This is a genomic window from Pseudomonas sp. PDM27 (genome assembly GCF_019219205.1).
GTDB lineage: Bacteria > Pseudomonadota > Gammaproteobacteria > Pseudomonadales > Pseudomonadaceae > Aquipseudomonas > Aquipseudomonas laurylsulfatiphila.
Genome location: NZ_JAHUWF010000002.1, coordinates 94,309 through 114,041, shown reverse-complemented (window position 1 = coordinate 114,041; position 19,733 = coordinate 94,309). Strand labels below are relative to the sequence as shown.

Genomic DNA, 19,733 nt, shown 5'->3' with positions numbered 1-19,733 from the left:
ATCTACCTTGATCGACGAGCAATCCCCCCCAACAAGCAGCTGAACCGTTTTTGTCCTCAATGCTGGCCGACTAGTGGCCTTGCAAGCCCAAGGTTGCTGTCTATGATCAGCTGTAACTGGTTATGTCGACCGTGATGAGGCGGTCGACTGGCCGCCAGAGTGCGCAATCAAAGGCACCAACACTTGATGACAGGGAGCTGTCCGCTAAATGGAATTTGATTCGAATCTGTTAGGGCTGGCCCGCATGCGGGCTATCAAGAGAAGGATGTCTTGATGAGCGTGTCGCTGTAAGGACCCCTCCGATTGATCATCGTTTATCACCTGACTAGTCCTTCTTTTTGGAGGGATGCGTGTGCCTGTTCCACGGAACGTAGTGGTGGATGTGAAAGACCTGCAACTTTCATCAATCAAAAAATCGCGCGGAAGGTGATACAACAATGTTCAACCTACATCACAAGGCTGACCTGCTGGAAATCGAACGCTTCAGCTGTGCGCTGACCGAGGCCAACGCCAAGCTGGCGGCGGTGAGTCGTTCGATGGCGATGATTGAATTCACCCCGGACGGCATCGTCATCGATGCCAACGAAAATTTTTGCAGTGCCATGGGTTACAGCGCCGAAGAAGTGCGCGGCAAGCATCACCGGATCTTTTGTGAAGAGCAGTATTACCGCAGCGACGACTACACCAAGTTATGGCGTGACCTGGCGCGGGGCGAGCCGCTGAGCGGGACCTTTTTGCGCTTGCACAAAAGCGGCCGTGAAATCTGGCTCGAAGCCAGCTACATGCCGGTGCTGGGCCCCGACCGGCAGGTCAGGAGCGTGATCAAGGTCGCTACCGACATCACCGACCGGGTCAACAAGGAACACGAAAACGAAAGCCGACTCGCCGCGATCGGCCGCTCCATGGCCGTGATCGAATTCACGCCCGAAGGCAAGGTCATCAGCGCCAACGACAACTTCCTGAAAACCATGCAGTACTCGCTCAACGAAGTGGTGGGGCAGCATCACAGCCTGTTCTGCCACCGTGCCGAAGCCGAGTCCCAGGGTTACCGCAATTTCTGGGCTTCGCTCAACCGCGGCGAATATCACTCCCATCGTTTCGAGCGCCGGAACAAGCAAGGTCAGACGGTATTTCTCGAAGCGTCCTACAACCCTTTGTTCGACGCCAAGGGGCGTTTGTACAAAGTGGTCAAGTTTGCCAGCGACATCACTCACCAGATGACCACCCTGCAAACTGCCGCTGAGTCGGCCCACAGCACCTCGGTGCAAAACGACGTCTGTGCGCGCAAGGGCTCCGAAGTGGTGCAGCAGACGGTGCAGATCATCCAGGATATTTCCCGCGACCTGAACGAAGCCGCAGTGAGTATCGATGCCGTGAGCAAACAGTCCGACATCATCGGCACCATCGTGCAGACCATCCGCGGCATTGCCGATCAGACCAACCTGCTGGCGCTCAACGCGGCGATTGAAGCGGCGCGGGCCGGTGAGCACGGGCGCGGGTTTGCGGTAGTGGCCGATGAAGTGCGCAGCCTCGCGGCGCGTACCAGCCAGGCGACGCTGGAGATCGTCGAGGTGGTGCGCAAGAACCACGACTTGTCGCTGAGCGCGGTGTCGAGCATGCAATCGAGTCTGAGCCGAACCGGCCTGGGCGTGGAATTGGCGAACGAGGCAGGGGAGGTGATCCTGGAAATCCAGCAGGGTTCACGGCATGTGGTGGATGCGATCAGTCAGTTCAACTCGACGTTGCAACTGAATTAGTCGCGGTAACTACTGTAGGAGCCAGCCTGCTGGCGATGGACTCAAGCGCGCCGCGTTCATCCAGGTCACACGCGTTATCGTTAACGACCATCGCGAGCAAGCTCGCTCCTACAAAAAAGCAAATGGCTTAGAGCGAGGCGAGGAGCTTGTCGACCACCGGACTGCTACCGTTGTCTTTCTCGGCTTGCGCCAATTGCATTTTGTCCTTCATGCGATCGGCAATTTCTTGCGCCACCGCCTGTTGTTTCTCCGGCGGCATGGCTTTCAGTTCTTCCTCGGTAATGCCCATCTCTTTCAGGATACTGTCGCGCAGACGCTCTTCTGGCGTTTTGCTCATGTAGTCCTTGAATTCGGCGGTGGCCGAGCCTTCGCTGAGCCGGGTGGCGTCTGTCGCTTGCAGGTTCACGCGGGTCTTGGCGAACGCTTCGTCGACGTTGTCGCTGATCTTGCTCGCCTCGCTGACTTGCTGCGTGGCGATCCGGGTGGCGGAGTCCTGCACCTGTCGGGTGGCTGTGGTTTGCGCCTGCACATTGTTTTGCATGGCCTGGGCGATGACCGCCTGCATGCCGCCCTGAAGACCGGCGGCGGCATCGGCGGAGGGCTCGTCACCGGGACGCTTGGGGAGTGGGGTCACCAACGATTGTTTTGCACTGACCAACATGATGAAGAGACCTTGTGGCTAATGGCGGTGCGTGGTCTCAGCAAATAGCGTGCCTCGTGGATTAAAGGCAACAAAATCAAATGGTTGGCGTGATAGTGCTAGCAGGGGTTCGGTCAGCGGTTGCCGCCGGGCGGCAACCTGCGGCCATTCAAGGCAAGCCGTTGCAGCAATGCTTCAGGAAACCGGGGTGTTGCGCCAGGCGTTTGAAATACTCATCGACGGCGGGGTAGTCCGGACGCTCGATCGGGGTCATCAGCCAGCGATTGACGGACAGGCCGATGACGATGTCGGCCAGGGTAAATCGCGGTCCGGCGACATAGGCCTTGGTGGTCGCGAGTTGATGCTCGAGGATGGCCATTTTCTGGTTCCAGCCGCGAATGCCGACCTCGAGGCTATGCGGGTCCTGGAACTCCGGGTCCTTGCGCACCAGCGCCATGAACGGGTATCTCCAGGACGGATTGAGCTCGGTGGCTTGCCAATCCATCCACTGCTCCACCCGAGCGCGGGCGGCCGGTTCGGTAGGCAGCAGCTCGGTATGATGGTGATGATGTTTGCCCACCAGGTAGCGGCAGATGGTATTGGACTCCCATAACACCCCGGCCTCATCAATGATCACCGGCACCTGCGCGTTGGGATTGAACCGGAGGAACTCCGGGCTGTGGGTGGAAGCAAAGCCGCTGCCCCAGTCCTCGCGTTCGTAGGTGATGCCCAGTTCCTCGCAGGTCCATAGGACTTTTCTGACGTTAATGGACGACGCCTTGCCGAGAATCTTCAGTGCATGTTCCATGTTCTGCTCCAGCGAGAATGACGTACAGGCAATTGTAGGTGGTGGCATGTAGGAAGGCGCTGTAGGAGAGCGGCTTCAGATGAATTGTGCAGGTTACGCTTTCTTGCACCCTTGCCTACAACTAAGCCAGAATCCGCCGACTTGTGCGCCTGGTATCCGGACTCTATCGTTCCGTGTCGCTGCAAATTCAGCGATCGGGTTTCGCAGCCCGGGTATCTCTAGACGCATAGCGTCCACCATTCGTGATCACTTCACTTTATGGCGGCTGTGCGTGGGAGACCTTCGGGTCTACCGGGTTCTAGAGTCCCGGTCTGCGACCCGCGTACAGCTGCCACCCTTCGTATCGCAGCGAGACGTGGCAGCTCCACTACTCTAGGAGTATTGCCATGTTCAAGCCCACGCCCAACCCCCCACGCAATCCCAGCCCGATGTTCTCCATCTCACCCGGCATCAATAACGAAACGCTGTTGGCGCATGCCTGCGAGTCACTGGCCTCGGCGAGTGTGATGACCAATGACTTTGCAACGTATCTGGAAGGCAGCCAGCGCAACACGGCGCTGGCGATCGCACAGATCATCATGCTGGCGGAACTGGCGGTGAATCGGGTGCTGGATAACCTTGATCCTCAGGATTGAACACTGAGCGAAGGTGAGGGGGCTTTTCTGTGGCGAGGGGGCTTGCCCCCGTTGGGTTGCGAAGCGACCCCAAGGCTGACACTGCGGTTATACAGTTAAACCCTGTGAACCGGATTACGACTGCTCCGCAGTCGAACGGGGGCAAGCCTCCTCGCCACAAAATTTCACTTCACTGCGGTTGTGTCGCGCCTACGTGCTCTCCCGCACCTTCAACTCAAACCCCATGTCCTGCACCGGCCTGGCCACGGTGTTGCCGGCCATCAGCGTCAGCATCTGCTCCGCCGCGCGGCGGCCGATGGCTTCGCGTGGGGTGTTGATGCTGCTCAGGCGCGGGACCATGTGCTCGGACATGGGCAGGTCGTTGAAGCCGAGGATCGCCACTTGCTCGGGGATCTTGATCCCGTGTCGCATCGCTTCGAGCAGCGCGCCCTGGGCCAGGTCGTCGTTGCCGAAGAAGATCGCATCGACATCCGGGCGGCTGGCGATCATCTGCAAGAACAATTCGCCGCCCAGGCCGACCGAAGACGGGCGGGGCGTCAGCACTTCCAGCGCCGGGTCGTACAAACCGGCCTTTTGCAGGGCTTTGCGGAAACCTTCGCCGCGTAGCAAGGTGCGTTGGTCCAGTTGCGCGCCGATGTAGGCCAGGCGCTTGCGACCGCGAGACAGCAAGTGTTCGGCCGCCGTTTCGCCGGCCGCCAGTTGCGAGAAACCCACGCAATTGAGCCCGGCCGCACTGTCCAGCTCCATCATGTACACGCAGGGAATGTTGCTGGCTTCGATCATCCGTCGCGAGCTTTCGGTGCGGTCGAACCCGGTCAGCAGCAAGCCGCGTGGCTGATAGGCCATGTAGTTGCGTAGCAGGTTTTCTTCTTCATCACGTGAGTAGTGGAAGTTGCCGATCAGCACTTCGAAGCCTTTGGGGCGCAAAACCTGATGAATGGCTTCCAGGGTATCGATGAACAGCAAGTTGGATAATGAAGGCACCAACACCACCACCGAATGGCTCTGGGCCGAGGCCAGGGCACGGGCGGCAGGGTTGACGACATAGTTGAGTTCCAGCGCCGCTTTCTGCACTTTTTCCACCAGTTCGGTGGCCACGGTGCTGACGCCACGCAGGGCGCGGGAGGCGGTGATCGGGCTGACGCCGGCCAGTCGGGCAACTTCGTTCAGGGTAGGGCGGCCAGTGGTGCGGGTATTTTTATCGTTCTTGGTTGTGTTCATCGACGGCTTGCCAAACAAAATTCAAGGCACTAAGGTAGCGCTGTCTCGATGCAGCTGCAAATGCGTGAGCGAGGGTTCGCCTGATCCTCGCTTTTTGGTGTTGGGACCTAACCTGCTGCAACCCACAAAATGACAAGAAAGGCGTCGGCAACTTCTGCTTTTGATCTAGTGTCATAACTGGCAAAGGTAGCGCTGTCTGCGCGCTGAGGTGTTACATGAACCATCCCATCACCGCCCTGGTCATCATGGGCGTTGCCGGTTGCGGCAAGACGTGCGTCAGCGAGGCCTTGTGCCAACTGAGCGGCGCTACGGCCATTGAAGGCGACTCTTTCCACCCTGCCGCCAATATCGAAAAGATGAGCGCGGGGATCCCCCTGAACGATGAAGACCGCGCCGGCTGGCTCGACAGCCTGTGCGATGAACTGCGCCGTGTCGACGCCAAGGGCGAGCGCCCGGTGCTGACCTGTTCGGCGCTCAAACACATCTATCGCGAACGTCTGCGCAGCGCCTTGCCGGGCCTGGGCTTCGTGTTCCTTGAGTTGACCCCCGAGGTGGCCGCCGACCGCGTGTCCCATCGGCCGGGCCACTTCATGCCGTCGACCCTGATCGACAGCCAGTTCGCCACCCTCGAATCGCCCGTCGGCGAGCCGTTGACCCTGGCGCTGGATGCTTCGACCCATAGCGTCGAGCAACTGGCTGCGCAGGCTCATGTCTGGTGGCAGGCGAACGGCCTGAAGCGGGCGGTATGACTGTGCTTGCAAAGACAGCGCTGTCCTCGCGGCTTCTGATTAACCCGCTTTAATAACAACAACAACCAGGAGACACCCCTAATGTTTGGCATGTCCCACGAGACGTTCCTGCTGCTCGATGCAGTGGTCACGGTGATCGGGCTTATCGTCCTGATCACCAAGTTCAAATTGCACCCCTTCCTCGCCCTGATCATCGCCGCAGCCTTCCTCGGGCTGACCTCCGGCATGCCGATCGGCACCATCATCAAGGCGTTCCAGGACGGCTTCGGTGGCGTGCTTGGCTTTGTCGGCATCATCCTCGCGCTGGGCACGATGCTCGGCAAGATGATGGCCGAATCGGGCGGTGCGGATCAGATTGCGCAGACGTTGATCCGCGCCTTCGGCAAGGACAAGGTGCAGTGGGCGATGATGTTCGCGGCCTTCCTGGTCGGTATTCCGCTGTTCTTCGAAATCGGCTTCGTGCTGCTGATCCCGCTGGTGTTCATCGTCGCCCGCCGCACGGGCGTGTCGATCATCAAGATCGGTATCCCGTTGCTGGCGGGTCTGTCCGCGGTACACGGCCTGGTGCCGCCGCACCCGGGTCCGCTGCTGGCCATCGGTGTGTTTGGTGCCGACATTGGCAAGACCATTCTTTATGGACTGATCGTTGCGCTGCCAACCGCCATCATCGCCGGCCCGATCTTCGGTACGTTCATTGCCAAGCACATCCCTGGTCATCCGAACCAGGAGCTGGTGGATCAACTGGCCCGCGAATCGGATTCTGCCGATCTGCCAAGCTTCGGCATCACACTGGTGACCGTGCTGCTGCCGGTGTTCCTGATGCTGCTCAAGACCTTTGCCGACGTGGTGCTGCCCGATGGCAATATCTTCCGCGCCTTCATGGACCTGATCGGTCACCCGATCTCGGCGCTGCTGCTGGCATTGCTGCTGTCGCTGTATACCTTCGGCTACAAGCAGGGCATCGGTTCCAGCCAGATGATGAAATGGCTCGATGCCAGCCTCGCGCCGACCGCCGCGATCATCCTGATCATCGGTGCCGGTGGTGGCTTCAAGCAGATGCTGGTGACCAGCGGTGTGGGTGACGTGATCGGCCACATGGCGGTGAACGCACAGATCTCGCCGATCCTGCTGGCCTGGCTGGTGGCGGCGGTGATTCGTATCGCCACCGGTTCGGCGACTGTGGCGACCATCACTGGCGCGGGCATCGTGGTGCCGGTGGTGGGGATGATTCCGGGCGTGAACCGTGAGCTGCTGGTGCTGGCCACCGGTGCCGGTTCCCTGATCCTGTCCCACGTCAACGACGCCGGTTTCTGGCTGGTCAAGCAGTACTTCAACATGACCGTGGCCGAAACCTTCAAGACTTGGACCGCGATGGAAACCATCCTGTCGGTGGTGGGCCTGGGCTTTATCCTGTTGCTGTCGCTGTTCGTCTAAGCGATTCGACAGACACAAAAAAACCGCAGCGATGCGGTTTTTTTGTGGGTGATGATTTCAGGGACCCATACAAGACCCTGTGGGAGCGAGCTTGCTCGCGATAGCGGTGTTTCAGTCGCCATTATTGTTGACTGATACGACGCCATCGCGAGCAAGCTCGCTCCCACAGGAGATATGGGTCAGGTGTTGGATTTGGTGACGAGCCCATCCGCCCGGAACATCCCGCGAATCCCGCGTACGGCCTGGCGAATCCGGTCCTGGTTTTCGATCAGGGCAAAGCGCACGTGATCATCGCCGTACTCGCCAAACCCGACGCCCGGCGAGACGCACACCTTGGCTTCGGCCAGCAGTTTCTTGGCGAACTCCAGCGAACCCAGGTGCGCATAAGCCTCAGGGATTTTGGCCCAGACGTACATCGACGCTTTCGGGTTTTCCACCATCCAGCCCAGTTCATGCAGGCCCTTGACCAGTACGTTGCGGCGCTGCCGATACTGCTCGGCGATGTCGCGCACGCATTGCTGATCCCCTTCCAGGGCAGCAATCGCCGCCACTTGCAGCGGGGTGAAGGTGCCGTAGTCGTGGTAGCTTTTGATCCGCGCCAGGGCGTTGACCAGTTCCGGGTTGCCGACCATGAAGCCGATGCGCCAGCCGGCCATGTTGTAGCTCTTGGACAGGGTGAAGAATTCCACCGCAATGTCCTTGGCCCCCGGCACCTGCATGATCGACGGGGCTTTCCAGCCGTCGTAGACGATGTCGGCGTAGGCCAGGTCGTGCACCACCAGCACGTCGTACTGCTTGGCGAGGGCGATGACGCGCTCGAAGAAGTCCAGCTCCACGCACTGGGCGGTCGGGTTGGACGGGAAGCCGAGGATCATCATCTTCGGCTTCGGGATCGAGCCGCGAATGGCCCGCTCCAGCTCCGCGAAGAAATCCACGCCCGGCACCAGCGGCACCGACCGCACCTGGGCGCCGGCAATCACGGCACCGTAGATGTGAATCGGGTAGCTCGGGTTGGGCACCAGTACGGTGTCGCCCTGATCCAGGGTGGCCAGCATCAGGTGTGCCAGGCCTTCCTTGGAGCCGATGGTGACGATGGCTTCGCTTTCCGGGTCGATGTCGACCTCGTAGCGGTCCTTGTACCAGTTGGAAATCGCCCGGCGCAGGCGCGGGATGCCCTTGGAGGTGGAGTAGCCGTGGGTGTCTTCGCGCTGGGCCACCGTGACGAGTTTTTCGACGATGTGCGGCGGCGTGGCGCCGTCGGGGTTGCCCATGCTCAAGTCGATGATGTCTTCGCCACGACGACGGGCGGCCATCTTCAGCTCGGCGGTGATGTTGAAAACGTAAGGGGGGAGTCGATCGATGCGCGCAAAGCGGCGCGGCGAACCTTGTTCGGCCATTGTTGCCTCGGATAACGTAAGCGCCCGGAACCGTCCGAGCGACGCTGGTCACTGCGGTGACCTGTGGCGGAATGTAAGGGCAGCTGTGGCAGACTGTCCAGCCTCAAAGTAAACAAATTTTTCCGAAGGATAGGGTTCGATGGAATTTACCAGCGGCTTCTTGCTGAGCCTTTCGCTGTGCCTGGATATCGGCGTGGCCAACATCGCGATGATCACCCTGGCCATGCAGCGCGGCTATTTCCAGGGCTTTGCCCTGGGCCTGGGGACCTGCGTCGGCGACCTGATCTACGCGGTACTGGCGCTGGCCGGCATGACCGTGTTGCTGCAGTACGAAACCGTGCGCTGGGTGTTGTGGATCGGCGGTTCGGCGCTGCTGGTGTATTTCGCGGCGAAGATGATTTATTCGGCGATTCACCACGAAGCGGTGCTGGCGCAATCGGCCGAGGTGGGGCACAACTCCCATCGCAAAGAATTTTTCCGTGGGATCTTCCTGGCCATGTCGTCGCCTAGCGCCATTCTCTGGTTCGCCGCCGTGGGTGGCACGCTAATCGCCCGTTCCGGCGGCGGTGGCGCCCTCAGCTCCGCACTGTTTCTCGGCGGTTTTCTCTGCGCGGGGATTCTCTGGTGTGTCGGGCTGTGCTTTGCCGCGAGCCACGGCGGCAAGTTGCTCGGCGACAAGTTGCTGCGTTATTCCTACATGGCATCGGCGGCGATCTTCTGTTATTTCGCGGTCTACGTGATCCTATCGGGTTACAACGAGTTCGTTGGCGCCGGTGCGGTCGAGCCGTTGCACGCCCTGTAACTGGGCGAATCGGGTTTGGCTTCTATACTCCCAGCCGAACCCATTTTTAAGCGCAGGAGTCGAGTCATGGATGAGCAAACACGCGTCGAGGTGACGGAGCCCCGTTTCGAACACGGACACTTTCTGCTGATCGCAGGACTTGGCGAACGATTTACCCAAGAGACAGTAAAAGGCATTCCCGAACTCTGGGATAAATTCATTCCCCACATCGGTAAAGTTCCGGGCCAGAAAGGCGAAGTCACCTACGGCGTCTGCTGCAATTTCGACGGCAAGGGCGGCTTCGATTACATCGCCGGGGTCGAGATCAGCAAACTCGACGACTTGCCGGAAACCTATCGCTGGGTGGAAGTTCAGCCGCAGCTATATGCGGTGTTCGAACACAAGGGACCGCTGGACACCCTGCCGCAAACCTTCCAGTACATCCATGGCACGTGGCTGCCGCAGTCCGGCCACGAACTATTGGCGGCGCCGGAGTTCGAGCGTTACAGCGAAGACTTCAACCCCAAGCTCAACACCGGCAAGCTAGAACTCTGGCTGCCGATCAAGGCATGACACCCGCAGCGGGAGGCGGATCAGCCGATTCGTCTCTCGATGTCCCACGGCGGCTGATTTATCATCCCCAGCCTTTCCCATGCTGATCCCGAGCCGCCATGAACACCGTCATCCGCAACGTCACCCCCGCCGATCTGGACCGCTGCTTTGCCATCGAAACCCTTGCCTATGAAGGTGACGAAGCCGCGACCCGCGAGAAGATCGCCACCCGCATCGCCACCTGGCCCGAGGGGTTTATCGTTGCTGAAGTGGACGGCGTCGTCGCCGGTTTCATCAACTCCGGTGCGGCGTTTCAGGTGGAAATGTCAGACGAGGCGTTCAAGGAACTGATCGGCCACGACCCGGCCGGGCCGCACGTGGTGATCATGTCGGTGGTGGTGCACCCGGATTATCAGGGGCAGGGCCTGGCCAAGCGCCTGATGGGCGAATTCATCGAGCGTATGCGTGCGATGGGCAAGGTCAGCATCAACCTGATGTGCAAGGAGCGACATATTCCGTTGTATGCCGGGTTCGGCTTTGCCTACGTCAAGCCGTCGGCGTCGGACCATGGCGGCATGGCGTGGCATGAGATGGTGCTGGAACTCTGACCCGACATAGATCCTCTGTGGGAGCGAGCTTGCTCGCGATGGCGGCGTAACATTCAACAAAGATGTCGACTGATCATCCGCTATCGCGAGCAAGCTCGCTCCCACAGTGTTTTTGTGGTGTTGGTGGGGGCCGTGTTCAAAACACCAACCCCATCCGCCGCTCATAACCGATCCGGCCCTTGTACGCCTCGCCGCTGTCGACAAAGCCGAACCTGGCGTACAGGGCGATGGCAGCTTCGTTGTCGGCATCCACCGACAGCTCCAGCCCCCGGATTTCCGGCCAAGCCAGGCGCGCCGCCTCGGGCAGCGCTTGCAGGCAGGCCTTGCCGTAGCCTTTGCCCTGGGCGCGTTGATCGACTTGCAGGGCATGCAGGGTGGCGCTGTGTTCATTGGCCCACTCAGGCAATACGGGTGGGCGTTTGAGCAGCAGGAAGGCCACGGGAATGTCGTCGGCCAGCAGGGCAAATCCTTTGACCCCCGGGCCGGGCCTGGACAACAAGGTGTGCAATGCACCGTGGATATCACCGGAGAACTTTATCTGCTCCGGATGAACTTCAATGGCCTCGATCTGCTGGCGCTGCTGCGCATTCAGGCTTTCGTAAGGCACAAGTCGAGCTGTCACGGGAGTGTCCTTTTTCCAACATGAATAGAACCTCGGATTCTAGCGATTCTGGCCGTTTGGATTATTTTTATTTCTTCTGTCGATTCGCCGGATCGCCAGACGACTAAGGGTGTCTTCCAATAAAAACCACGGAGAACCACCATGAACTCGCAAACCCAGATCCAGAACCTCATCGAGAACTATCGTCAGGCAGTCATGGCCAAGGACATTGAAAAAATCATGGCCCTGTATGCCGATGACATCGTCTCCTTCGACGCGGTCAAGGCCCTGCAATTCAAGGGCAAGCCGGCGTATCGCGCGCATTGGCAGGCCTGCATGGAAATGTGCCCCGGTCCGCACATTTTCGAATTCGACGAAATCACCATCGAGCCGTCCCAGGAAATTGCGTTCGCTCACTGGCTGGCCCATTGCGGTGGCACCAACGACAAGGGCGAAACCCAGGCCTGCTGGATGCGTGTCTCGCAGTGCTATCGACAGGAGTCGGGGCTGTGGCAGATCGTCCACGAACATTGGTCGGCGCCGTTCGACATGACCAGCGGCGCGACGCTGTTCGACCTCAAGCCCTGATCGTCGGGAAACCGAGCCAGAATGCCAGTCAGCGACCATAGTTGATTGTTCGATAAGGAGAGCGTGATGAAGTACCTATGCCTGGTCTACAGCGATGAGCAGCTGCTGCATTCGCTGCCGGAAAGCCCGAAGGACGAAGAGTGCATGGCCTATGCCGAGTCGATCCAGGGCAGTGGCCGGATGGTCGCCGCCGAGGCGCTGGAGTCGGTGCAGACCGCCACCACCGTGCGCATGCGCAACGGCAAAATGTCGATCACCGATGGTCCATTCGCTGAAACCAAGGAGCAACTGGCCGGCTTTTACCTGATCGATGCCAAGGACCTCAACGAAGCCCTCCAGGTCGCCGGGAACATTCCGGCGGCCCGGGTCGGCAGTGTCGAAGTGCGCCCCGTTCGGCAGTTGAATCCTTAAGATGCCAGGGCTGCCGGTTCAGGCGCAGGTCGAGCGGGTTTATCGCGAAGAGTCGCGGCGCATTCTTGCGACCCTGATTCGTTTGCTCGGTGATTTCGACCTCGCCGAAGAGGCCTTGCACGAGGCGTTTTTCGTCGCGGTCGAACGCTGGCAGCGTGACGGCGTGCCGGACAATCCGCGGGCCTGGCTGGTGTCCGCCGGGCGCTTCAAGGCCATCGATGCCTTGCGCCGCCGCGCCCGTTTTGCCGCGTCGCAGCCCTTGCTGATTGCGCAACTGGAAGAGCTAGAGCAGGCAGACTGGAGTGATGAAGACGTGGAAGACGATCGCCTGCGGCTGATCTTCACTTGCTGCCACCCGGCCCTGGCGGCGGACGCGCAAGTTCCACTGACACTGCGGGAAGTTTGCGACCTGACCACGGAAGAAATCGCCCGGGCCTTTCTCTCGGCCCCGGCCACCATCGCCCAGCGCATCGTGCGCGCCAAGGCGAAGATCCGCGATGCGAAAATCCCTTATCAAGTGCCGACGCTGGCTGAGTTGCCCGAGCGCCTGGACAGCGTATTACGGGTGATCTACCTGGTGTTCAACGAGGGCTACTCGGCGTCCATCGGCGCCGAACTGGTCCGCGAGGAATTGACCCGCGAGGCGATCCGTCTCGGCCGGTTACTGGTGGAGTTATTGCCGGAACCGGAAGTGATGGGCTTGCTGGCATTGATGCTGCTGCACGAGTCGCGGCGCCCGGCCAGGACTTCGGCGAGCGGCGAGTTGATTGTGCTGGACGAGCAGGACCGTTCGCTGTGGGACGCCGGGTTGATTGCTGAAGGCTGTGCGCTGATCGAGCACGCGCTGGGCATGGGGCGATTCGGACCCTATTGCCTGCAAGCGGCCATCGCGGCGGTGCATGCCGAAGCCTCGACGGCGGGGGAAACCGATTGGCCGCAGATTGTCGGCCTGTATGACGTGCTGCTGCGGGCGGTGCCGTCGCCGGTGATCGAGTTGAATCGTGCGGCGGCGATTTCGCAACGCGATGGACCGCAGGCGGGGCTGACGCTGGTCGACGCCATTCTGGCGCGGGGCGAACTGCTGGATTACCACCTGGCGCATTCGGCGCGGGCGGAGTTTTGTCGGCAACTGGGTCGTAAGCCAGAGGCGCGGGCGGCGTGGGAACGGGCACTGGCGTTGACCCGGCAGGAGCCGGAGCGGCGGTTTATTGAAGACAGGCTCAAGGCGCTGGATTGATGCGGCTGTACTGGCCTCATCGCGAGCAAGCTCGCTCCCACAGGGGCAGTGGTGTACACAAATTTTGTGACCAGACACAATAACCTGTGGGAGCGAGCTTGCTCGCGATAAGGGCCGAAGGACCTTCATTCCAGCATCTTGCCCAGCAACCAGCTCCCCGCCGGCCCCGGCGGATTCAGTCGCGACCACAACGCATCCACCGACACCGTTTTCGGCCAGCCGCGCACCACCAGTTCCTGCAAGGTCCCGGGCCCGAAGCGCTCCACCAGCCAACGGGGCAACGGTGCCCAGCCGAATCCGCCCTGGGCCATTTCCAGCAGCATCAGATAACTCGGCGCCGACCAGACGCGGCCCTTCGCCCGACTTTCATAGGGATTGATGATGGTGGCCAGGCGCAGTTCGCGGTGTTGTTGCAGTACATCCTGATCGACGTAGTCCAGCCTTGTCAGCGGGTGGGTAGGGGACACGAACAGAGCGATTTCCGTGCGCTCGTCCACCGTCGAACTGACCAGGTCCGGCGGGTAACTGTCCTGCATTTCGGCGAAGGCAATCTGCGCCCGGCCGCTTTGCACCAGCGACACCAGGTCATCGCATTCGGCGATCAGGCATTCGAGTTCAAGGTCCGGGTAACGCTGCTCGAAGGCACTGAGTGACGCCTCGAAACGGTCCGATTGATAGGTGTCGGACAGCGCCACCGTCAGCTTCGCTTCCACCCCTTGGGACAGTTGGCGGGCGGTCATTTCCAGACGACTGCTGGCGGCCAGGATGTCTTCGGCCCGTTGCAGCATGACGCGTCCGGCCGGGGTCAGCCCGGGCTTGCGGCTGCTGCGGTCGAACAGCGTCAGGTTGAGGTCGATTTCCAGGCTGGCCACCGCCGCGCTGATGGTCGACTGGCTGCGGCCCAGCTTGCGCGCCGCGGCGGAAAACGAGCCTTGGGTGGCCGCTTCGACAAACGCCAGCAACACTTCGTGAGAAGCCATGAACTATCGCCTTGATCGATGGTTATTGGTTATGAAGTATCGGCGTGATGACAGATCATGGCAACCACAGTCACTCAAGGGAGTACGGCCATGAGCGCCAACAAATCCATTACTGAACGTATTTTCCAAGCCATCGGTTTTGAACTGCTGGCCATTCTGATCTGTACCCCGCTGCTGGCCTGGATCATGAAGAAGCCGATGCTGGAAATGGGCATGGTCACCGTCCTTATCGCCGCCCTGGCCCTGGCCTGGAACGTGGTCTTCAACGGTATGTTCGACCGGGTGCTCAAGCGCCTCGCCATCGCCCACAACGCCTGGGTCCGCGTGGTGCATGCGCTGTTGTTCGAAGGCGGTCTGGTCGCGCTTGGCGTGCCGCTGATTGCCTGGTGGCTGAATGTCAGCCTGTGGCAGGCGTTCCTGCTGGATATCGGCGTGTTGCTGTTCTTCCTGCCGTACACCTACGTGTACCACTGGGGGTATGACGTGGTTCGGGAGCGGGTGGTGCTGCGCCAGTCTTGTGCGCAGTAACGTAAAAAAGATCGCAGCCTGCGGCAGCTCCTACAAAGCTGCGATCTTTTGATCTTACAAAAACATCCCCCCCGACGCCTCGATGCGCTGGCCATTGATCCACTGGCTGCCCGGCGCGAGCAGCAGCGCAATCGCGGCGCCGATGTCATCCGGCAGACCGGCGCGACCCAGGGCGGTGTTGTTCGCCACCAGGGTGTTCAACCCGGGGTTGTCGCGCACGGCGCCACCGCCGAAATCGGTTTCAATCGCGCCGGGTGCGAGGATATTCACCGCGATGTTGCGCACACCGAGTTCCTTGGCCTGGTAGCGGGTCAGCACTTCCATCGCGCCTTTCATCGCCGCATAGGCACTGTGGCCCGGCAGGCTGAAACGGGTCAGGCCACTGGAAATGTTGATGATGCGCCCGCCGTCATTGAGCAATGGCAACAAACTTTGCGTGAGGAAAAACGGCCCCTTGAGTTGGATGTTCACCAGCTGGTCGAACTGCTCGACGGTGGTGTCGACGAAGTTGGCGTGCAGGCCGATCCCGGCGTTGTTGATCAGAAAATCGAAACCCTCGCGCTCGAAGTGGCTGTGCAGGACCTTCGCGACTTCGCTGGCGAAGGCACTGAAGCTTTCACTCCGGGCAACGTCCAGTTGCAGCATGACGGCGCGACCGCCCAGGCTTTCGATCTCGGCCACCAGTGCCTGCGCTTCATCGGCGCGGCTGTTGTAGGTGCCGATGATGTCGATGCCTTGGGCAACCAGATGCAGGGCGGCGTTTTTACCGAGGCCGCGGCTGGCGCCGGTGATCAGTGCGATTTTACGGTTCATGGGACTTCCTCAGGAGCAGTGGGCGGTTGATGTGAGGAAGTTTATTTATCCGCGAAGGGGTGATAAACAGAGTGAAATCGGAATCACTGGTCGGATAAACCGAACAATAAAAGAGCAGGTCGATGAACAAACTGGAACTGCTGCGCACCTTTGTCCGTGTCAGCGAGATGTCGAGTTTTACCCTCGCCGGAGAAAGTCTGGGGCTGCCCAGATCCACGGTGTCCGAGCATGTGCAGGCGCTGGAGGCATTGCTCGGCACCCGGTTGTTGCAACGCACCACGCGCAAGGTCCAGGCGACCCAGGATGGCCTGGTGTTGTATGAGCGCAGCAAGGACCTGTTGTCGCACATGGACGAAATCGAGGGCTTGTTTCGCCAGAACGAGGCATCGCTGGTGGGGCGCATTCGCATCGACCTGCCGAACATTCTCGCCCGTCGCGTGATCATGCCGCGCCTGCCGGCGTTCATGGCGCAGCACCCGCTGCTTGAGCTGGAAATCAGCAGCACCGACCGTCGTGTCGATCTGCTCGCCGAAGGGTTCGATTGCGTGCTGCGCATCGGCGCCCAGCCGGACCAATCGGTGGTGGCGCGACACCTGTGTGACTTCACCATGGTCAATTGCGCCAGCCCTGCGTATCTGCAGCGCTATGGCGTGCCCGAGCGGCTGGAGGATCTGGCGCGGCATCGGCTGGTGCACTACGTCGGCGTTTTGGGTTCGCGTTCGGAAGGCTTTGTGTACGTCGACAAGGGGCAGGTGCAGCGACTGCCGATGGCCGGCAGTGTCACGGTCAACAGCACCGATGCCTATGAGGCCGCCTGTCTGGGTGGTTTCGGCCTGATTCAGGCGCCGAGAATGGGCATGCAGCAATACCTGCAAAGCGGTGAACTGGTCGAGGTGTTGTCGCCGTTCAATGCGCCGTCCATGGAGGCGTCGCTGCTCTATGCCCGGCAGCGGCATTTGCCGTTGCGGGTGAGGGTGTTCATGGATTGGCTGGGGGAGGTGATCCGCTCGGCCATTTGATGTTAACCCTTGTGGGAGCGAGCTTGCTCGCGATGGCTGCGTGACAGTCAACATCGATGCTGAATGTCAGACCGCTTTCGCGAGCAGGCTCGCTCCCACAGGTTTTGCACCGGTTTCCAGGTCTTTGGATCAGACGTGGAAGTAACCCACGCACGAATCGAACGGCAGGCGCTTGAGTTCGATCTTGTTCAGGTCGAGCACTTCACGCAGGGCCTTGGTTTCGCCTGGGAAGTTGCGGTAGGCGACTTCGTCGAGCACCACGATCGCGCCTTTGGGCATGTACGGCAGGAAAGTTTCCAGCGCGACTTTGGTCGATTCGTACAGGTCGGTGTCGAGGATCAGCATGGCCACGACCAGGTCCGGACGGGTCTTGACCCACTCCGGCACGGTCTTGACGATGTCGCCCTTGACCAGCTCGCAACGCGGGATGCGGTTGACCGGGCGCAACAGGTCGTTGGCGTCGATCATGTCCTGGATCAGCGACTGGTCGGTGTCGGAGAACATGGTCTCGTTGACGTCGGCCGGGTCTTCTTTCTTGTCGATGCTCTGGAAACCTTCGAAGGTGTCGAAGCCGATGATCGAACGGTTGATCGCATAGGGCTCGAGAATCATCGACAGGTGCATGTAGAGCATCAACGAGTTGCCCTTGTACACGCCGCATTCAATGATCGCGCCCGGTACTTCCGCGACCTTCTTGAACAGCTCCATACGCGACAGCGCGGCGGTCACGCCAATGCGGTTGGCGAAGACGAACGGAGCGTCGGCCACGTATTCGGCATCGACCCGTTTCAGGACGTTGGCGCGGGTTTCGTTGTATTGGGCCTCGGCGGGCGTGATGCGACGCTTGGTCATTGCTGGATTCCCTGGAAGTTCGAAAAGTCGTGGACGTGGAAAAAGTCTTTGAAACCGGCACCGACATCCGGGCAGGCATTGTCGACGTTGATCGCGCCGCGCTTGTGCCTGACGTCGTCGAGGTGCATCAGGCGAAAGTCCACGCTGAAGCGGGTCTGTTGTGTGTAATTGGGCACGGTGCCGTGCAGGTGCGAACCTGAAAACACCAGCATCTCGCCCGTGTTGCCGGCGACGCGCAGTTCGGAGGCCGTGTTGATGGCTTCGGTGGGCACCGGGTGTTGGCGTGCCTCTTCCTTGATGTTGTCCTGGGCGCGTTGGCGTTGCACGCCGATCCAGTCGGCCAGGCTCCACTGCGCCGAGGTGTTTTGCACCGGGGCGTCGAAGTAGGCCGGGTTGATCATCATGGTCTGGTCAGGCTGGATCGTGTAGACCGGCATCCAGGTATTGATCTGGCAGTCGACTCCGCCGTACCAGGTATCGCGATGGGGCTTGTAGGCATAGCTGACGCCGGCGTGCAGGTAGTCGTAGTTGGGCACGACACGAATGCGCGGTACGTCGAAAATGAACTCCTCGGGAGCGGCACCGATTTCGTCGGTGAAACTGCGGATCAGCTCCTTGGCCCGCAGGCTGTTGGTGAACTGACCCTTGAGACGAGTCACCAGCACCACGAACTCTTCCACCGGCATCAGCGTGTGCAGCGCCTGGTGGTTGGTTTCGCCATCGAAGGCAGCCGTGATGCTTTCCTGGGCAAAGCCACACAGCTCTTTGGCGGCGCGCAACTGAGTGTTCAGGAAGATATCGCCGGCGTAGATGGCTTCTTTGAAGTCAGCTTTGTGTTGAAGCTGATTGATGTACAGATTCACGATTCCACTCCTGAATACATCGAGTCTCTAAAGAGTCGGCCACACGTTAGCAAACTGAAGTGCAATCTGGCGGGGGCCGGATCAATAACCGCGCAAACCCCTGAATTTGCGACGAAATGCGTTTGCATCCCGGCTCAGACACTGGTCGGGATGAGGTTGTGCACCTGTAGGAGCTGCCGCAGGCTGCGATCTTTTGATCTTAATAATCCTGCTGCTTGCGAAACGCCCAGCGCCCGGCAATCACGGTAAAGGTCGCGACCAGTGCCACCAGGATCCAGAAACCTTCCGGGTCATCGGCCAGCGGAATGCCGCCGACGTTCATGCCGAAGAAACCGGCAATGATGTTGATCGGCAGCGCCAGCACCGTCACCACTGTCAGGGTGAACAGCGTGCGGTTGGTCTGTTCGTTGATGTTGGCGGCGATCTCTTCCTGCAACAGCTTGATCCGCTCACCCAGCGCCGTGAGGTCGTTGATGATCAGCGCAAACTCCTCGGTGGATTTGCGCAGCTCCTTCACGTCTTCCTTTTGCAGCCATTGCGGCGGCCGGTTGAGCAGGCGCAGCAACGAGCCTGGCTCCAGCGCCAGCAGCCGCTGCAAGCGCACCAGCACCCGGCGATTGGCGCCCAGTTCGGCGCGGTTGGTCGACAGGCGCGAGGACAGCAACTCGTCTTCGATCTGGTCCACGCTCTGGCTGGTCTTGCGCACGATCTGGGTCAGCACTTCACCCTGGTCGCGCAGCAGATGCACCAGCAGCTCCAGCGGGGAGCGAAAGCATTCCCGGGCCTTCACCGACGAGCGCAACTTGTCCACCGAGTGCAGCGGCTGCAGGCGGGCGCTGATGATCAGCCGACTGCGGGCGCACACCCACAAGGTCGAGACATCCGACGAGATCAGGTTGCTGAGGTTGAACACCACGTCGTTGACCACCGCCAGCAGCGCGGAGTCGACATGCTCGATGCGCGTCGAGCGCGAGCCTTCGTGCAGCGCCTCGAAAAATTCCTCGGGCAATTCCAGGTGGCTTTTCATCCAGCGCTCGCACGCGGCATGGGCGAGGTTCAGGTGCAGCCAGAGAAACTGTTCGTCGCTTTCCGGTTGTTGCAGGTACTGCAAAGCCTCGGCGGAATTGATTTCCCGACCGGCCTCACCGGGGCGAAAACTGAAACCGTAGAGCAGGCCGAACAGATCCGTGTCGCGATGGCTTTGATCGAGGCTGTGGTTCATGAGGACTCGCAAGGGGAGGCGCCTGTCACGTGTTTTA

Annotated in this window: 22 protein-coding genes and 1 pseudogene; 13 read left to right on the top strand and 10 right to left on the bottom strand. The window is 60.3% G+C overall.

Annotation, left to right across the window (positions count from 1 at the left end; all coding sequences use genetic code 11):
* Window positions 1–437: 437 nt before the first annotated feature.
* Window positions 438–1,211 (top strand): annotated as a pseudogene (locus KW838_RS29820) (PAS domain-containing protein); the annotation flags it as partial.
* 6 nt (window positions 1,212–1,217) lie between these two features.
* Window positions 1,218–1,757 carry a methyl-accepting chemotaxis protein gene (locus KW838_RS29815; protein ID WP_371317820.1) on the top strand — a complete coding sequence of 180 codons (540 nt, stop codon included), beginning with the start codon at window positions 1,218–1,220 and terminating at the stop codon, window positions 1,755–1,757.
* A gap of 127 nt (window positions 1,758–1,884) precedes the next feature.
* Here the strand turns inward: KW838_RS29815 and KW838_RS05890 are convergent, their stop codons facing one another.
* Window positions 1,885–2,418, bottom strand: coding sequence for a hypothetical protein (locus KW838_RS05890; protein ID WP_218500672.1), 534 nt, complete (start codon window positions 2,416–2,418; stop codon window positions 1,885–1,887).
* Between the two features lie 148 nt (window positions 2,419–2,566).
* Entirely contained in the window at window positions 2,567–3,205 is a 639-nt protein-coding gene (locus tag KW838_RS05885; RefSeq protein ID WP_008052684.1) for a glutathione S-transferase family protein, read from the bottom strand.
* A 386-nt stretch (window positions 3,206–3,591) separates the two neighbouring features.
* Between KW838_RS05885 and KW838_RS05880 the strand changes: the two genes are divergently transcribed.
* A complete protein-coding gene (locus tag KW838_RS05880; RefSeq protein WP_102700526.1) occupies window positions 3,592–3,840 on the top strand; it encodes a DUF6124 family protein in 249 nt (82 codons plus the stop codon).
* A 189-nt stretch (window positions 3,841–4,029) separates the two neighbouring features.
* Here KW838_RS05880 and KW838_RS05875 read toward each other — a convergent pair whose 3' ends face one another.
* The gene (locus KW838_RS05875; protein WP_095967915.1) at window positions 4,030–5,061 is read right to left on the bottom strand and encodes a LacI family DNA-binding transcriptional regulator; all 1,032 of its coding nucleotides are present in this window, start codon (window positions 5,059–5,061) and stop codon (window positions 4,030–4,032) included.
* A gap of 215 nt (window positions 5,062–5,276) precedes the next feature.
* Here KW838_RS05875 and KW838_RS05870 point away from each other — a divergent pair, with 215 nt between their 5' ends.
* Window positions 5,277–5,810 carry a gluconokinase gene (locus KW838_RS05870; protein WP_218500671.1) on the top strand — a complete coding sequence of 178 codons (534 nt, stop codon included), beginning with the start codon at window positions 5,277–5,279 and terminating at the stop codon, window positions 5,808–5,810.
* An 81-nt stretch (window positions 5,811–5,891) separates the two neighbouring features.
* Window positions 5,892–7,244, top strand: coding sequence for a GntP family permease (locus tag KW838_RS05865; RefSeq protein WP_015096544.1), 1,353 nt, complete (start codon window positions 5,892–5,894; stop codon window positions 7,242–7,244).
* A 179-nt stretch (window positions 7,245–7,423) separates the two neighbouring features.
* Here KW838_RS05865 and alaC read toward each other — a convergent pair whose 3' ends face one another.
* Window positions 7,424–8,641 carry an alanine transaminase gene (gene alaC, locus KW838_RS05860; RefSeq protein ID WP_007974487.1) on the bottom strand — a complete coding sequence of 406 codons (1,218 nt, stop codon included), beginning with the start codon at window positions 8,639–8,641 and terminating at the stop codon, window positions 7,424–7,426.
* A gap of 139 nt (window positions 8,642–8,780) precedes the next feature.
* Between alaC and KW838_RS05855 the strand changes: the two genes are divergently transcribed.
* From KW838_RS05855 to KW838_RS05845, 3 genes are all read left to right on the top strand, one after another.
* Window positions 8,781–9,443: a LysE family translocator gene (locus KW838_RS05855; protein ID WP_102700528.1), complete on the top strand. Its 663-nt coding sequence runs from the start codon at window positions 8,781–8,783 to the stop codon at window positions 9,441–9,443.
* A gap of 66 nt (window positions 9,444–9,509) precedes the next feature.
* The gene (locus tag KW838_RS05850) at window positions 9,510–9,995 is read left to right on the top strand and encodes a GyrI-like domain-containing protein (protein WP_218500670.1); all 486 of its coding nucleotides are present in this window, start codon (window positions 9,510–9,512) and stop codon (window positions 9,993–9,995) included.
* A 98-nt stretch (window positions 9,996–10,093) separates the two neighbouring features.
* Window positions 10,094–10,582 carry a GNAT family N-acetyltransferase gene (locus KW838_RS05845; RefSeq protein ID WP_218500669.1) on the top strand — a complete coding sequence of 163 codons (489 nt, stop codon included), beginning with the start codon at window positions 10,094–10,096 and terminating at the stop codon, window positions 10,580–10,582.
* Between the two features lie 136 nt (window positions 10,583–10,718).
* On the opposite strand, the gene KW838_RS05840 is transcribed toward KW838_RS05845, so the two are convergent.
* Window positions 10,719–11,204: a GNAT family N-acetyltransferase gene (locus KW838_RS05840; protein WP_218500668.1), complete on the bottom strand. Its 486-nt coding sequence runs from the start codon at window positions 11,202–11,204 to the stop codon at window positions 10,719–10,721.
* A gap of 141 nt (window positions 11,205–11,345) precedes the next feature.
* Between KW838_RS05840 and KW838_RS05835 the strand changes: the two genes are divergently transcribed.
* The 3 genes from KW838_RS05835 (at window position 11,346) to KW838_RS05825 (ending at window position 13,419) form a co-directional block, all read left to right on the top strand.
* On the top strand, window positions 11,346–11,771 hold the full coding sequence (locus tag KW838_RS05835; protein WP_218500667.1) for a nuclear transport factor 2 family protein: 426 nt from the start codon (window positions 11,346–11,348) through the stop codon (window positions 11,769–11,771).
* Window positions 11,772–11,837: 66 nt separating this feature from the next.
* Window positions 11,838–12,182, top strand: a complete 345-nt coding sequence (locus tag KW838_RS05830; RefSeq protein WP_102700533.1) for a YciI family protein — start codon at window positions 11,838–11,840, stop codon at window positions 12,180–12,182.
* Window position 12,183: 1 nt separating this feature from the next.
* The gene (locus KW838_RS05825; RefSeq protein ID WP_218500666.1) at window positions 12,184–13,419 is read left to right on the top strand and encodes an RNA polymerase sigma factor; all 1,236 of its coding nucleotides are present in this window, start codon (window positions 12,184–12,186) and stop codon (window positions 13,417–13,419) included.
* A gap of 125 nt (window positions 13,420–13,544) precedes the next feature.
* Here the strand turns inward: KW838_RS05825 and KW838_RS05820 are convergent, their stop codons facing one another.
* The gene (locus KW838_RS05820) at window positions 13,545–14,399 is read right to left on the bottom strand and encodes a LysR family transcriptional regulator (protein WP_102700535.1); all 855 of its coding nucleotides are present in this window, start codon (window positions 14,397–14,399) and stop codon (window positions 13,545–13,547) included.
* A gap of 90 nt (window positions 14,400–14,489) precedes the next feature.
* Here KW838_RS05820 and KW838_RS05815 point away from each other — a divergent pair, with 90 nt between their 5' ends.
* Window positions 14,490–14,927: a multidrug/biocide efflux PACE transporter gene (locus KW838_RS05815; RefSeq protein ID WP_218500665.1), complete on the top strand. Its 438-nt coding sequence runs from the start codon at window positions 14,490–14,492 to the stop codon at window positions 14,925–14,927.
* A 54-nt stretch (window positions 14,928–14,981) separates the two neighbouring features.
* On the opposite strand, the gene KW838_RS05810 is transcribed toward KW838_RS05815, so the two are convergent.
* Complete coding sequence (locus KW838_RS05810; RefSeq protein WP_218500664.1) at window positions 14,982–15,740, bottom strand: SDR family NAD(P)-dependent oxidoreductase; 759 nt, start codon at window positions 15,738–15,740, stop codon at window positions 14,982–14,984.
* A gap of 122 nt (window positions 15,741–15,862) precedes the next feature.
* Here KW838_RS05810 and KW838_RS05805 point away from each other — a divergent pair, with 122 nt between their 5' ends.
* A complete protein-coding gene (locus KW838_RS05805; protein ID WP_218500663.1) occupies window positions 15,863–16,759 on the top strand; it encodes a LysR family transcriptional regulator in 897 nt (298 codons plus the stop codon).
* 129 nt (window positions 16,760–16,888) lie between these two features.
* Here the strand turns inward: KW838_RS05805 and KW838_RS05800 are convergent, their stop codons facing one another.
* The 3 genes from KW838_RS05800 to KW838_RS05790 form a co-directional block, all read right to left on the bottom strand.
* Window positions 16,889–17,611, bottom strand: a complete 723-nt coding sequence (locus tag KW838_RS05800; protein ID WP_007946102.1) for a TylF/MycF/NovP-related O-methyltransferase — start codon at window positions 17,609–17,611, stop codon at window positions 16,889–16,891.
* Window positions 17,608–18,474 carry a hypothetical protein gene (locus tag KW838_RS05795; RefSeq protein WP_102700539.1) on the bottom strand — a complete coding sequence of 289 codons (867 nt, stop codon included), beginning with the start codon at window positions 18,472–18,474 and terminating at the stop codon, window positions 17,608–17,610. The genes KW838_RS05800 and KW838_RS05795 overlap by 4 nt, the downstream gene beginning before the upstream one ends.
* Window positions 18,475–18,673: 199 nt before the next feature.
* Window positions 18,674–19,696 carry a transporter gene (locus KW838_RS05790; RefSeq protein ID WP_218500662.1) on the bottom strand — a complete coding sequence of 341 codons (1,023 nt, stop codon included), beginning with the start codon at window positions 19,694–19,696 and terminating at the stop codon, window positions 18,674–18,676.
* Window positions 19,697–19,733: the final 37 nt, after the last annotated feature.